Source organism: Pseudomonas sp. TWR3-1-1 (assembly GCF_049896545.1).
Taxonomy (GTDB): domain Bacteria; phylum Pseudomonadota; class Gammaproteobacteria; order Pseudomonadales; family Pseudomonadaceae; genus Aquipseudomonas; species Aquipseudomonas weihenstephanensis.
Map to the genome: position 1 here is coordinate 15,510 of NZ_JAFCUO010000011.1, position 14,165 is coordinate 29,674.

Annotated in this window: 12 protein-coding genes; 4 read left to right on the forward strand and 8 right to left on the reverse strand. The window is 57.6% G+C overall.

What is annotated here, in order from left to right; genetic code table 11:
• Positions 1-2 precede the first annotated feature (2 nt).
• The 3 genes from ACP7A4_RS20050 to ACP7A4_RS20060 are packed head-to-tail and all read right to left on the reverse strand — an operon-like array spanning position 3 to position 3,538.
• Positions 3-980: an ABC transporter permease gene (locus ACP7A4_RS20050; protein ID WP_059762883.1), complete on the reverse strand. Its 978-nt coding sequence runs from the start codon at positions 978-980 to the stop codon at positions 3-5.
• Complete coding sequence (locus ACP7A4_RS20055) at positions 977-2,530, reverse strand: sugar ABC transporter ATP-binding protein (protein WP_059762884.1); 1,554 nt, start codon at positions 2,528-2,530, stop codon at positions 977-979. Before ACP7A4_RS20055 ends, ACP7A4_RS20050 begins: the two co-directional genes overlap by 4 nt.
• Before the next feature lie 54 nt (positions 2,531-2,584).
• Positions 2,585-3,538: a sugar ABC transporter substrate-binding protein gene (locus ACP7A4_RS20060; protein ID WP_059762885.1), complete on the reverse strand. Its 954-nt coding sequence runs from the start codon at positions 3,536-3,538 to the stop codon at positions 2,585-2,587.
• Positions 3,539-3,980: 442 nt separating this feature from the next.
• Here ACP7A4_RS20060 and ACP7A4_RS20065 point away from each other — a divergent pair, with 442 nt between their 5' ends.
• Positions 3,981-5,060, forward strand: a complete 1,080-nt coding sequence (locus ACP7A4_RS20065) for an asparaginase (RefSeq protein WP_059762886.1) — start codon at positions 3,981-3,983, stop codon at positions 5,058-5,060.
• Positions 5,061-5,143: 83 nt separating this feature from the next.
• Here the strand turns inward: ACP7A4_RS20065 and ACP7A4_RS20070 are convergent, their stop codons facing one another.
• The 5 genes from ACP7A4_RS20070 to ACP7A4_RS20090 all read right to left on the reverse strand — a co-directional run bounded on the left by ACP7A4_RS20070 (position 5,144) and on the right by ACP7A4_RS20090 (position 10,671).
• Entirely contained in the window at positions 5,144-5,365 is a 222-nt protein-coding gene (locus tag ACP7A4_RS20070; RefSeq protein WP_047275172.1) for an MbtH family protein, read from the reverse strand.
• Positions 5,366-5,447: 82 nt separating this feature from the next.
• The gene (locus tag ACP7A4_RS20075) at positions 5,448-6,854 is read right to left on the reverse strand and encodes an aspartate aminotransferase family protein (RefSeq protein WP_059762887.1); all 1,407 of its coding nucleotides are present in this window, start codon (positions 6,852-6,854) and stop codon (positions 5,448-5,450) included.
• A gap of 226 nt (positions 6,855-7,080) precedes the next feature.
• Positions 7,081-8,505 carry a D-serine/D-alanine/glycine transporter gene (cycA, locus tag ACP7A4_RS20080; RefSeq protein WP_059762888.1) on the reverse strand — a complete coding sequence of 475 codons (1,425 nt, stop codon included), beginning with the start codon at positions 8,503-8,505 and terminating at the stop codon, positions 7,081-7,083.
• A 169-nt stretch (positions 8,506-8,674) separates the two neighbouring features.
• Positions 8,675-9,994 (reverse strand): ATP-binding protein, encoded by a 1,320-nt coding sequence (locus ACP7A4_RS20085; RefSeq protein WP_177332369.1) that lies wholly within the window; start codon positions 9,992-9,994, stop codon positions 8,675-8,677.
• Positions 9,991-10,671 carry a response regulator gene (locus ACP7A4_RS20090; RefSeq protein ID WP_048365661.1) on the reverse strand — a complete coding sequence of 227 codons (681 nt, stop codon included), beginning with the start codon at positions 10,669-10,671 and terminating at the stop codon, positions 9,991-9,993. Before ACP7A4_RS20090 ends, ACP7A4_RS20085 begins: the two co-directional genes overlap by 4 nt.
• A gap of 127 nt (positions 10,672-10,798) precedes the next feature.
• Here ACP7A4_RS20090 and dsbD point away from each other — a divergent pair, with 127 nt between their 5' ends.
• Genes dsbD through dsbG form a run of 3 tightly spaced genes read left to right on the forward strand, consistent with a single transcriptional unit; the run spans position 10,799 to position 14,163 of the window.
• The gene (gene dsbD / locus ACP7A4_RS20095; protein ID WP_203302771.1) at positions 10,799-12,541 is read left to right on the forward strand and encodes a protein-disulfide reductase DsbD; all 1,743 of its coding nucleotides are present in this window, start codon (positions 10,799-10,801) and stop codon (positions 12,539-12,541) included.
• Positions 12,542-13,411 (forward strand): TlpA disulfide reductase family protein, encoded by an 870-nt coding sequence (locus ACP7A4_RS20100; protein ID WP_203302770.1) that lies wholly within the window; start codon positions 12,542-12,544, stop codon positions 13,409-13,411.
• Entirely contained in the window at positions 13,390-14,163 is a 774-nt protein-coding gene (gene dsbG, locus ACP7A4_RS20105; RefSeq protein ID WP_203302769.1) for a thiol:disulfide interchange protein DsbG, read from the forward strand. The genes ACP7A4_RS20100 and dsbG overlap by 22 nt, the downstream gene beginning before the upstream one ends.
• Positions 14,164-14,165 lie beyond the last annotated feature (2 nt).

Below are 14,165 nucleotides of genomic sequence, written 5' to 3' on the forward strand. Positions count from 1 at the left end.
GCTTAATTCCGTCGACGTGCTCGTTGACTGCGGTAAGTGTCCAGAATCACTGCTATCACAATGACAGCACCGGTAATAATACGCTTGGTCGGCTCCGTTGCGCCGATTTGGGCCAATCCGGCCGCCAGCACCGAAATAATCAGCACACCAAAAAACGTGCTGATGACCGAGCCACGTCCGCCCATCAAGCTTGTGCCGCCGATCACCACGGCAGCAATGACCTGCAATTCAAGGCCAGAGCCCGCATTGGGATCTGCGGCCTCAAGACGTGAAACCTGGAACAACGCCGCCACGCCAGCCAGTAAACCCATCAGGCTGAACACCAGCACCTTATAAGGTTTGGGGTTGATACCCGCCAGCCGCACCGCCTCTTCGTTGGTACCAATGGCGATCAGGTAACGACCAAACACCGTTCGGGTCAGCACTGCTTGAGCAATCAGGATCACCAGTAAAGCGATGATGAACGAAGGCGCGATGCCAAACGCTATCGGGTTGGAGAGCCATGCAAAGGCGTCACCGATATAAGCCGTGCGCGAGCCTGTCATTTGATACGCCGCGCCGCGCGCCATTTCCAGCACCCCCAGTGACACGATGAACGAGGGAATACGCCAGGCAACGGTGATCGAACCCGTGATCGTTCCGGCCAATGCTGCGCAGCCCATACCCAGCAACGCAGCAGGCAAAACGCCCCACCCCCAGCCGAGTATTGCCACGCTCACCACCGAGGCTGCCAGCGCCAGTACCGAACCCACCGACAGGTCGATGCCGCCAATAATCAGCACGAACGTCATACCGACCGCGAGCACCATCAGGTCCGGGATCTGGTTCGCCAATGTGCTCAGCGTGTCATAGGAAAAGAAGTGATCACTGAGGCTGGAGAACAACACCACCATGCCCAGCAAAGCACCCGCCAACCCCAAGTACGTGCCCATCCCATAGAAATTGTGTGCAGCTTTGTGCTCCGAGGCAGCCGTTTTCATGACGCATCCTTTGGCGTTACTGGCGTGAGTAACGCATCGTGTTTTTGATAACCGGCAAATGCTGCGGCCAGCAGTTGCTCCTGACTCCAGGACTCGCGCTCGAAGGTGTCGATCAAACGCCCGGCAGAGAGCACGCCGATACGATCACAAATCAGCATCAGCTCACGTAAATCACTGGACACCACCACCAACGCTTTGCCTTGGCGCGTTAACTCACCCAGCAAACGGTAAATATCGAATTTGGCGCCGATATCAATGCCGCGGGTAGGTTCATCAAACAGTAATACGGTGCAGTCACGTTCAAGCCAGCGGCCGATGACGACCTTCTGCTGATTGCCGCCCGACAATTGCGCAACGATTTGCTCAGGCCCGGAGCTGCGAATGCCCATCGCGTCTATCTGACGCTGAGCCAGAGCGTCTTGAGCAATACCGTTAACAACACCTGCGCGGGAGATGCGAGCCATATTGCCCAGGCCGAGATTGGCGCCGATGGATTGACTCATGAGCAAGCCTTCGCCTTTGCGGTCTTCGGTGATCAGGGCGATGCCCTGCTTAACCGCGTCAACCGGCGAACGGATACTCACCACCTGCAAAGGCGAACCCACGGCTACCGAACCGCTGTCAGCGGTGTCTGCGCCATAAATCAGGCGCAAAAGCTCGGTGCGCCCTGCCCCGATCAAGCCAGAAATACCAAAAATCTCGCCCTTTCGGACCTCAAACGAGACGTCCAGCACTTTGTTCGAGCGACCCAGCCCCTTCACCTGCAACACAGGTTCCCCACGCTGGCGAGACCCCATATCCAGATGATCACCCAGCTCTCGCCCCACCATCAGGTTGACCAGTTGCTGGCTGTCGTAATTGGCCATCGGCTCGACACACACCAGGCAACCATCACGCAGTACTGCAATGCGCTGCGCCACCCGTGCCAGCTCTTCAAGGCGATGCGAGATGTAGACGATGGCAACCCCGCGCGCTTGCAGTTGCGCGATCTGCACAAATAACAGCTCAACCTCACGACCGGTGAGCATGGCCGTGGGTTCGTCGAGAATCAGTACATGGCAGTCGCCGATCAAATTGCGCGCAATTTCGACCATCTGCTGATGGCCAACGCCCAATTCTCCCACCAACGTATCGGGGTCTATCGCTTCAAGCCCAACTTGCGCCATTGCTTCAATAGCCGCCTGGCGCAACTTTTTACGGCTGATCCACCCGCCACGGCTGGGCAGATTATCGAGAAACAGATTCTCAGCCACCGTCAGTGTCGGCAGCAGATTGAGTTCTTGCATGACCATGCGCACACCCAGGCGCTCAGCCTGCGCCCGGCTGCCGGGCGTATAAGGCTGGCCATTGAACTGCATCTGGCCGGTGGTAGGCGTTTCCAGGCCGCCGATGATTTTCGACAGGGTACTTTTGCCGGCACCATTTTCACCGGTCAACGCCAGCACCTCGCCACGATTCAGGGTCAAATCGATGCCGCTCAACACAGGCTGCGTATAGGTTTTACCAATGCCGCTGACTGAAAGGGCCACTCCGGCTACAGGAGTCGTCATAGAGCATCTCCGAACACCTGCTCAACCGAACAGGTGCTCCGGGCAGGAGGAAGTTTAAGGTTGGGTGACCAGTTGAACCGGGGTATCGATCACACCCTCTTTGAGGTTTTCAACCGGCTCTTTCTTGATCAGTTTGAGCGCCGTTTCGATACCAAAAACAGCCTGTTGGGCAGCCGCCTGATCCGCAGTGGCAACGACACGACCATCCTTGAGCATCGGTTTGATGGCATCGATATTGTCATAACCCACCACCAACACCTTGCCGGTCTTGCCTGCCGCCCGAATGGCCGAGACCGCACCGATCGCCATGCTGTCGTTACCGGCCAGCAGCGCTTTTATGTTCGGGTATTCGCTGAGCATGGCAGCCGCTTTCTTGTTACCGCCATCAATCTCCCAATCCCCCGATTGCACCGAGACCACGTTCATCTGCGCCGCTTGCATGGCGTCCTTGAAGCCAGCCGTGCGCTGCTGGGCGTTGGTGGTGGTCGACACCCCCTCAATAATTCCAACCTCGTCTCCCGCGCTCAGTTTGGCCGCCAGAAACTCGCCCACCTTACGCGCGCCATCACGGTTGTTAGGCCCGACAAATGGCACGTCGAGGTGCTTGGCTTTCAACACTTGAGGGTCTAGCTGATTGTCGATATTGACCACCACGATGCCGGCTTTGCGAGCTTTATCAATGGTCGAGATCAGCGCCTTGGAGTCTGCTGGCGCAATAACCAGCCCGTCGACTTTGGCGATGATCATCTGATTGATGATGTCGACCTGACCCGCGGTATCGGTTTCGTTCTTGATCCCGTTGGAGATCAAGTCGAAATCAGCCGGATGCTGTTGTTGATAGGCCTTGGCGCCATCGGCCATGGTGACGAAGAACTCATTGGCCAGCGACTTCATCACGAGGCCGATCTTCGGTTTTTCAGGGGTATCTGCGTGGGCAACAGGAAGGGATAAAGAGGTCGCCGCCAACATGGCGACAGCGAGAAGACGTCCAGCAAAGGGCAGCTTCATGGGAGCACTCCGATCTTATGATTATTGTGAGCAACGTCCTGTTTACGCGAAGTAGCAGGTCGACAGCTACAACCGACCTTGTGTGTTTTCAGACACTTAGAAAAAGCACAACTAAAAGCAGCGCGCAAACGTTTGCTTGAACCTCACTATGGAAACCCGTTTCGTATTTGTCAACGTCAAAAAATGGCGTCATAAAACCGACGAACGGACGCATCTCCGAACAAAAACCCTGTGCGACATTCGGAAAACCGTCCTGAACACGACATACACGGCTACAGATATTAATAATTTGTTGATACAAATCAGTGATTTGTAACATTCCTTGAGAACTTTTCGTATTGGCACAGATCATGCCTTCTTAAGGCCAGCGCGTGGCCAGTGGATGGCGCGCGCCGTGCTAGGTGTATGTGCATCAGCACTCTCATCATTAAGAGAGAACATAATGAAAACAGCTGTGTTGAAATCGATTGTTCCGGGCGCTTTGGCCCTTCTGCTAGCCCTGCCAACTGCTCAGGCGCAAGAAACCGCTACTAAGCCCAATGTGATCATCCTGGCCACGGGCGGCACCATCGCGGGTGCGGGCGCCAGTGCTGCTAACAGCGCGACCTACACCGCTGCCAAAGTGGGTATCGACCAACTGATCGCCGGTGTACCCGAGCTGAGCCAATTGGCCAACGTGCGTGGCGAACAAGTGATGCAGATCGCGTCCGAAAGCATCACCAACGACAACCTGCTGCAACTGGGCCGCCGTGTTGCTGAGCTGGCTGACAGCAAAGACGTTGATGGCATCGTGATCACGCACGGCACCGACACCCTGGAAGAAACCGCCTACTTCCTCAATCTGGTCGAAAAAACCGACAAGCCTATTGTGGTAGTCGGCTCCATGCGTCCAGGCACCGCCATGTCCGCAGACGGCATGCTGAACCTGTACAACGCTGTGGCGGTCGCCGGCAGCAAAGAAGCGCGCGGCAAAGGCGTACTGGTCACCATGAACGACGAAATCCAGTCGGGCCGTGATGTCAGCAAAATGATGAACATCAAGACCGAAGCCTTCAAAAGCCCTTGGGGCCCGCTAGGTATGGTCGTTGAAGGCAAATCCTACTGGTTCCGCTTGCCTGCCAAGCGTCACACCATGGATTCTGAATTCGACATCAAAAACATCAAGAGCCTGCCAAACGTAGGCATCGCCTACTCCTATGGCAACGTTGATGACACTGCCTACAAAGCACTGGCTCAATCGGGCGCTAAAGCCATCATCCACGTAGGCACTGGCAACGGTTCCGTTTCTTCGCGCGTGGTTCCGACCCTGCAAGCCCTGCGTAAAGATGGCGTGCAGATCATCCGTTCGTCTCACGTGAATAACGGCGGTTTCGTACTGCGTAACGCAGAACAGCCTGACGACAAAAATGATTGGGTCGTCGCACACGACCTCAACCCCCAGAAAGCCCGTATCCTGGCGATGGTTGCACTGACCAAAACCCAAGACAGCAAAGAATTGCAGCGGATGTTCTGGGAGTACTAAGTCACGCGTAATCACTTCCCTGTGAGCATTAAAAAAGCCAACTGACAGTCTGCTGTCAGTTGGCTTTTTTGTGAGCCGTCGCTTCAGTGCGTTGCCACGGCGTCCATTTTCTGGCGCAGGCTCAGCGGACGCATGTCCGTCCACACCTCTTCGATATAAGCCAGGCACTCCGGCTTCAAGCCGCTTTTGCCCACCGCGCGCCAGCCGTTGGGAATGGCCTTGTAATCGGGCCAGATCGAATACTGGTCCTCGTGGTTAACCACCACCTGAAAGAGAATGTCGTCGCGGTCAAATACTGAACTCATGTGCGGGTCTCCGTCGCAGCAATCTGGCTGCGCGATCACGCGCAGCGGGGTAATAAAACAAACGATCAAGGATGGCCTGGAATTAGAGCCGGGCGATGGCGGCTGCCAGCGCATTGCCAAAAATGGCGGCAACCTGATCGATTTCGGCGCGGGTGATGATCAGCGGCGGCAAAAACCTCACCACACTGCCATGCCGACCGCCCAACTCAAGAATCAGCCCACGTTTGAGGCATTCGCGCTGTACCAAGGGCGCCAACCGGCCAAATGCAGGGGGATGGCCCTGCGCGTCGGCCTTGCCTGTCGGGTCAACCAGCTCCACGCCCAGCATCAGCCCACGACCACGGATATCGCCCAACTGCGCAAAATCACGTTGCAGGATGTGCAGGTGTTCGCTCAATCGCTCACCCATCGCGGCCGCATGAGCGGCGACATCGTGTTCCTTGAGGTAACGCATCACGGCCGAGCCGGCCGCCATCGCCATTTGGTTGCCACGGAACGTACCCGCATGTGCGCCCGGCAACCAGGTATCGAGCCACTGGCGATACACCACCACCGCCAGCGGCAGACTGCCGCCAATCGCCTTGGACAGCACCACCACATCAGGAATGATCCCGGCATGCTCAAACGCAAACATTTTACCGGTACGGGCAAAACCGCTTTGGATTTCATCGACGATCAGCGCCACGCCGGCCTGCTCCGTGATGCGACGCACACCCCGCAGCCAGTCCAGATCAGCCGGAATCACTCCGCCTTCACCCTGCACCACTTCTACGATCACGGCGGCAGGCAATTGCACACCGGCTTCCGGGTCACTGAACAGGTTTTCCAGATAGTGCAGGTTTGCCTTCACACCTTGCTCACCGCCCAAACCGAAGGGGCAGCGGTAATCGTAGGGATAGGGCATAAACTGCACACCGTTACCGAGCAGTGCGGCCATCGGCTTTTTCGGCCCCAGGCTGCCCATCAGGCTCAACGCACCTTGGCTCATGCCGTGATAGCCGCCCTGGAACGACACCACCGTGTTGCGCCCGGTCGCCGTGCGCACCAACTTCAACGCTGCTTCGACTGCGTCGGTGCCGGTCGGTCCACAAAACTGGATTTTCGCTTCTGCGGCCAGCGCTTCGGGCAGCAAGCCGAACAAGTCCTGAACGAACTGGTCTTTGACCGGCGTCGTGAGGTCCAGCGTGTGCAGCGGCAGACCGTCATCCAGCACCTGGCGAATCGCGTCGATCACCACCGGATGGTTATGCCCCAGCGCCAACGTGCCGGCACCCGCCAGACAATCGATAAAACGTCGGCCTTCAACGTCCTCGACGTACAGGCCATTTGCGCGTTTCAACACCAGCGGGATACGCCGCGGATAGCTGCGCGCATTGGACTCTTGGCGGCTCTGACGGGCCAACAAAGGGGATTCTTCAAATTCATACAGCGCTTCAGTTGGACTGACTCCAACCGGCTGATCGTCGATAAAACGGCTAGCGACTGACATTTCCGGGACCCTCAATACGCTGATGAGATTGACCAAAACCGCAGACCTGACCCGTGACCTCCCTGTACGGAAGAACACCGCAGGTTTTCCTGCTTTGGAGACGCATCAGCGCGGTCACGATTTAGAGTTCAAGCAGATAATTCTCAGGCGACGGGGCACCAGATGACAAAGGGGGCGGCACCTTGCAGCGCCACCCCCTTAAACAAACCGCAAAGCGCTCCGGCCTTTAGAGATCCGCTTTACAGGCCCGCAGTGCTATGCGCTGCTTGTTGCGCACAATTGATCGATAAGCCAATGCCAGCAACACAAACCACCCTGGCACGACGTACAGCGCCTGGCGGGTGTCGTCTTCGAGCGCCAGTAACACCAGAATGAACGCAAAGAATGTCAGGCACACCCAGACCATGACTTTGCCCCCCGGCATTTTGTAGCGCGATGCCAGATGCAAATGGGCACGGTTTTTACGGTAGGCCAGATAGGACAACAGGATCATCGACCAAACAAACATGAACAAAGTCGCTGACACCGTGGTGATCAGGGTGAAGGCTTCCATCAAATTAGGGATCAGATAAATCACCAGCGCCCCCGCCAACAGGCAGATGCAGGAAAAAATAAGACCGTTTGAAGGCACTGCACGACGCGACAGGTGCTTGAATTTACCGGGTGCATCGCCCTCCAGCGCTAATCCGTAAAGCATACGACTGGTCGAGAACACGCCGCTGTTGGCCGAAGACGCCGCCGACGTCAGCACCACAAAATTAATGATTCCCGCTGCCGCCGGAAGGCCCGCCAGCATAAAGAGTTCAACAAAAGGGCTTTTATCGGCGACCACATCCCGCCACGGGGTCACGGCCAAAATGGCAATCAGCGCGAACACATAAAACATGATGATGCGCAGAGGGATGGAGTTGATCGCACGGGGCAGATTGCGCTCCGGGTTCTTGGTTTCTGCGGCTGTGGTACCGGCCAACTCAATGCCGACAAAAGCAAATACGGCGATCTGGAAGCCTGCAAAAAAGCCCATCACACCATGTGGAAACATGCCGCCGTCATTCCATAGGTTCCCCAGGCTTGCCGTGTGGCCGACAGGGGACTGGTATGCCGTAACGACCATATACAGACCGGTGCAGACCAACGCGCAAATGGCAACGATCTTGATCATGGCAAACCAGAACTCCAGCTCGCCGAACATTTTCACGGTAATCAGGTTCAGCGACAGCAGTAACGCCACACACCCCAGCGCCGGCAACCACAGAGGTACGTTGGGAAACCAGAATTGTGTGTACCCGGAGATGGCAATCACATCCGCGATGCCCGTGACTATCCAGCAAAACCAGTAGGTCCAGCCCATGAAATAGCCAGCCATCGGTCCGAGCAAGTCGGCCGAGAAATCAATAAATGACTTGTAGTTGAGGTTGGATAAGAGCAATTCGCCCATCGCACGCATGACGAAAAACAGCATGAAACCAATGATCATGTAGACAAAAATGATCGAGGGCCCTGCCAGGCTAATGGTCTTGCCAGAGCCCATAAACAGACCGGTACCAATGGCTCCGCCAATGGCAATCAGTTGAATGTGGCGGTTGGACAAACTGCGCTGCAATTCTGGGGGTTCCCCAGCTGGACGGTGATCAAACGCTGAATCCTTCAATGTTCTATTACCTTACAAGTGGATTATTTTTATAGGCGGGACCCATGTGGCCCCCTTATAAATCGAGAGCCACTGTAAAGATGTAACGGGTGCGAAACACTGAGCTATATCAGTGCTTGCTCGACTGCCTGGTTGCCGGTTCGATACAAACACGCGCCCAAAACCTGCCCTATTGCAACGGCATCCTGAGTTCAACCCGCAGCCCGTCGGGCTGACTGTCAAACTGCAACTCCCCCCCACAACGCTCAACAATTGCCTGCACAATCGCCAGTCCCAACCCACAACCATTGCTGTTGCCATTGCGCCAGAAGCGCTGAGTCATGTGTTGCAAGGTTTGAGGCGAAATACCTGGCCCATGATCGCGCACCACAAAATAGATGAACTGACCTTCGGCACGCAATTTCAATTCGACCCGGGCTTCTTCCGGCGTATGGCGCAAGGCGTTGTCCAGCAGATTGCGCAATGCGGCAATGGCCAGAACCGACGGCACCTTCAGTGCTGTGGCGGGCAAATCTGCGGGCACTTGCACAATGATTCGATCCGCTGCACCACTCGCCGCATCGTGGATCGCCAGACGCGCCACTTGCTCGGCCGAACATTGCACACCGTCATCGAAGGACAAGCTGCCCTCCACCCGCGCCAATAACAACAATTGCTCAAGGGTACGGTGCAAACGGTCAGCACCCGCCTCGGCATGCGCCAGCGACTGCTCACGGGCCTCGCCATCGGTCATGCGGGCCACCTGCAAGTGGGTCTTGATTGCCGTCAGCGGGCTGCGCAATTCGTGGGCAGCGTCACCCGTCAGGCGCCGTTCACGCTCAATCGCTTTGGCAATACGCGCCAGCAACTGGTTCTGCGAGTCGAGCAAAGGTTGCAGCTCGCTGGGTAATGGGCTGATTTGCAACGGTTGCAACGAATCTGCATCCCGGCGCATCAACGCATCGCGCATCCGTTTGAGTGGCGCCAGCCCCTGACCAATCCCTAGCCATAACAACAGCAAACACACCATCAGCGCCATGCCCACCGGCACAGAGGCCGCCAGTAACACGGAGAGATTCAGCGCCTCGCGCTCCACTTGGCGATCTGCGGTGGTGATGCGCAAGTCACCGCGCACCAGGGTAAACGTGCGCCAGGCTGCGCCATCGATGATCTGATCGCGAAACCCGGTCGACTCGGACTGCATGGGTTGATCGGGATTGTTATGGCTGCGGGCGAGAATTTCTCCACGCAGCGAACTGACCTGGCAGGCCATGCCGCCGGGTATGGTCAACTGCTCGGCACTGAAATGCGTGCCCTCGCCTTTTACCGGCAGTTGCGGCAATTGCTCCAGCAAGCCCGCCACCATTCGTGCAGACGCCACCAGACGCTGATCGAGGGAAAACATCATTTGTTGACGCAGATCGCTGAGCATCCAGGCCGCCGCCAACACCCATATGAGGATGAAGGCTGAACCAATGGTCAGGCTCAAACGCAGGCGCAGGCTCATCATGCGTCAGGCTCGGCGCCATCTGCTGGCCCCAGGCGGTACCCCAGGCCGCGCACGGTTTCGACGATGCCATTGCCCAGCTTGCGCCGCAGATGATGGATATGAACGTTCAAGGCGTTGCTCTCCAGTTCGTCGCTGAAACCGTAAATGCTGTCTTTGAGTTGCTCAGTCGACAACACCCGTCCGCGGTTATGCAGCAAAGCTTGCAGCAGGGCCTGCTCGCGACGGGATAGATCCACTGGCTTGCCGCCCAGCAATGTTTCGCGGCTGCTGGGGTCGTAACTCAAGCGACCGTGCTCGATCAGGTTGACACTGCGCCCCGCCACGCGGCGCAGCAAGGTGTGCAAACGGGCCGCCAGCTCGCGCAGGTCGAACGGTTTGAGCAAGTAATCGTCCGCGCCGGCTTGCAGGCCATCGACCCGATCAGTCACCGAGTCACGCGCAGTGAGCACCAGCACGGGCAACTCCAACCCCTGCTGGCGCAATTGTTGCAATAACTTAAGACCGTCTTCGTCGGGCAAACCGAGGTCAAGCACCATCACGTCAAACTCAGCCGCCTTGAGCATGGCCCGGGCGGCACCCGCAGTGGCGACATGCTCAACCGTCATACCCTGAGCCTTAAGCCCCGCCACAATGCCGCTGGCAATCAGCTCGTCGTCTTCGCAAACCAATACGTGCATGCAGATACCCGCGTAAATAGGCCGATTAAAGGGCGGTGGGATTAAGGCCCGATTATGCCGTTTTTAACACTCGGTTAATCAAGTGCCTCCAAGGTGGCGGTTAATTGAAAATACCAAGGTCTGGCGCATGTCTCGTTTGATTGTGTTTTTTTTCCTGCTGCTGACGGGTTTTAGTCAGGCCTACGCCAGTGACAATCCCTTTGAGCAAAAAGCCGACTTCCTACCGGCTGAACAGGCGTTCGTCTTCAGCACCGAGCCGCTGCCTTCAGGTGAAACGCGTCTGCAATGGAAAATCACCGATAAGTATTACCTGTACAAGAAGCGTCTGAAGTTCGAAGGCCTGGATGCCGCACACACGCCACCACTCCCTGAGGGGTTGGCGCACAGTGACGAGTTTTTCGGCGCGACTGAGGTTTATCGAGACCGCCTTGAGCTGCTCATCCCCGCCAATGCCCGTGGCCAGATCAAGGTCAGTTGGCAAGGGTGTGCCGACGCCGGATTGTGTTACTCACCGCAAAGCCAAAAGGTTGATCTGGGGGGCGCTCAATCCGCGACTGCGCCCGAACAGGCGCAAGACCAGTCGTTAGCCGCCACGTTGCAGCAGGGTTCACTGGTCTGGAGCTTGCTGCTGTTCTTCGGGCTGGGCCTGTTGCTTGCTTTCACCCCTTGTTCGCTACCCATGCTGCCTATTTTGGCAGGTCTGGTGGTGGGTAGCGGCGCCAGCCCCGGTCGCGGCTTTGCGGTGGCGGGCAGTTATGTCGTCAGCATGGCGCTGGTGTACGCAGGTTTGGGAGTACTGGCGGCCTTGCTCGGCGCCAATTTGCAGGCGCTGCTGCAACAGCCGTGGCTGCTCGGCAGTTTTGCCGCGTTATTTGTGGTTCTGGCACTGCCGATGTTTGGTTTCTTCGAACTGCAACTGCCCACCGCGCTGCGTGATCGCCTCGAAACAGCCGGGCGCGGGCGCAAAGGCGGCAGCCTGATTGGCGCGGGCATTCTCGGCGCTTTGTCGGGCTTGCTGGTCGGCCCGTGCATGACCGCACCCCTGGCGGGCGCCTTGCTCTATATCGCGCAAAGCGGCAATGCCGTGGAGGGCGGTTTGGTGCTGTTTACGATGGGTGTCGGGATCGGCATGCCGCTGTTGCTTCTGGTCACTGTGGGCAGCCGTTTCCTGCCTAAACCCGGTGCCTGGATGAACCTGATGAAAGGCCTGTTTGGCTTCCTGTTCCTGGGCACCGCCCTGCTGTTGGTGCGCCCGGTGCTGGATGAATCGTTGTGGGTCGGCTTATGGGGCGTCCTGCTGCTGATTTTTGCCAGCAGCCTGTGGCAACAAGGCCAGCAGTTCTTACGGGCCAAAACCCTGTTCAGCCCATTGAGCCTGATTGCAGGCATATGGGGCGCACTGATGGTGATTGGTGCCGCCGGGGGCAGCACCGATACCTGGCAACCGCTAGCGGTGTACACCGCCAAAACCGTGGCGGGCAGCAGTGTCAACACGAGCCACGACGCATTCATCACGGTCAAGGACATCCCCACCCTTGAGCGAGAACTGGCCAGCGCCAAAGCGCAGGGCCAGTGGGTGATGCTCGACTACTACGCTGACTGGTGCGTGTCCTGCAAGGTGATGGAGAAAAAAGTCTTCGGCCAGGCGCAGGTGATGAACGCCCTGCAAGGCGTGCGCTTGTTGCGTCTGGACGTGACCGCCGATACTGTCGCCAGCCGCGACCTGCTCAGCCGCTATCAAGTACCCGGCCCGCCCAGCTTTATCTGGATAGGCCCCAACGGGGTTGAGCGTCGCGCGCAACGCATTACCGGCGAAGTCAACGCCGAGACTTTTTTGAATAACTGGAACGCCACCCGGGAACTCCTCTAAATGCTGACCCTGACCATCGGTTCGTTTGCACTGGCAATCAACCACTTGCTGCTGATACTGGCCCTCGCCCTGGCGACGCTGGTGGGCTGGCGCGTGGCAAAACGCGGTGGCGAAAACCCTGAGTCAGTGTTGTTCAGCTTGTTCCTGCTGGGTTTGCTGGCGGCACGTATAGGGTTCGTGATTGGCTACTGGCGCTACTTCGAAAACGATCCTCTGCAAATGCTCGACCTGCGCGACGGTGGCTTTTTGATGTGGCCGGGGTTGCTGGCCGTCGTGGGCGGGGCCGTGGTCTGGAGCTGGCGTCGCACCGGCCTCAGACGCCCGCTCGGCTGGGGGTTGGGCAGTGGCCTGGCGTTCTGGCTGCTCGCCAGCCTGGCCTCGAATCTCTACGACAAAGGCACCCAATTACCCGACATGGCGCTGCGTAATGCCAACGGCGAGTCGGTGCAACTGAGCAGTTATAAAGGCGGCCCGTTAGTGATCAACCTCTGGGCTACCTGGTGCCCGCCTTGCAGACGCGAAATGCCCGTGTTGCAAAACGCGCAGCACCAACACGAAGACGTGACCTTCTTGTTCGTCAATCAGGGCGAGAGCATGCAAAGCGTCAGCACCTTCCTTGAAACTCAAGGTCTGAACCTGAGTAACGTGCTGTTCGACAGTGGCGGCCAACTGGGGCAGAAAGTAGGCTCGATGGCCTTGCCGACCACCCTGTTCTACAACGCTGAAGGACGCTTGCTGGCCAGCCACTTGGGCGAGTTGTCGCAAGCCAGCCTGGCCCGGGCGCTCGAAAATTTTGACCCGAACACCTCAAAGTCAGCCCTCCAGGGCGACCCTGCAAGGACTACCCAATGCCTAACCGCACACTGCTAAACCTGAGCATGACCACCCTGCTCGGCGCTGCCCTGCTGCAATCGCCATGGCTGCACGCCGAAGAGTTGCCCCCGGCGATCAAAAAAATCGAAGCCAAGGGCGCCAAAATCGTTGGCAGCTTTGACGCGCCCAGCGGTTTGCGCGGCTATGCAGCGCAATACCAGAATCGCGGCATGGCGCTGTACCTGACCAAAGACGGCAACGTGCTGGTGGGTAATTTGTATGATGCCCAAGGCAAAGACCTGAGCCTGGAACCGCTGCAAAAGTTGGTGTACGAACCGATGGCCAAGGAAGTCTGGGCCAACATGGAAAAGAGCAACTGGATCGCAGACGGCAAAAAAGATGCACCGCGCATTGTTTACCTGTTCAGCGACCCGAACTGCCCGTACTGCAACATGTTCTGGGAGCAAGCCCGCCCGTGGGTAGACTCTGGCAAGGTGCAATTGCGCCACATCATGGTCGGCATCATCCGTGAAGACAGCCCCGGTAAATCGGCCGCGCTGCTGGCAGCCAAAGACCCGATGCAAGCCCTGCATGACCACGAAAAAGCCGGCAAAGCCAGCACCCTTAAAGCATTGGGCAGCATCCCGGCCGACGTACAGGCCAAGCTCGATGCCAACATGCAACTGATGACCGAGCTGGACGTAGCGGCCACCCCGGCGATTTTCTATCTCGACGAGCAAGGCAACCTGCAACAGCAGCAAGGCGCGCCGTCGCCAGACAAACTGCTGAAGATTCTCGGTCCCAAGTAACG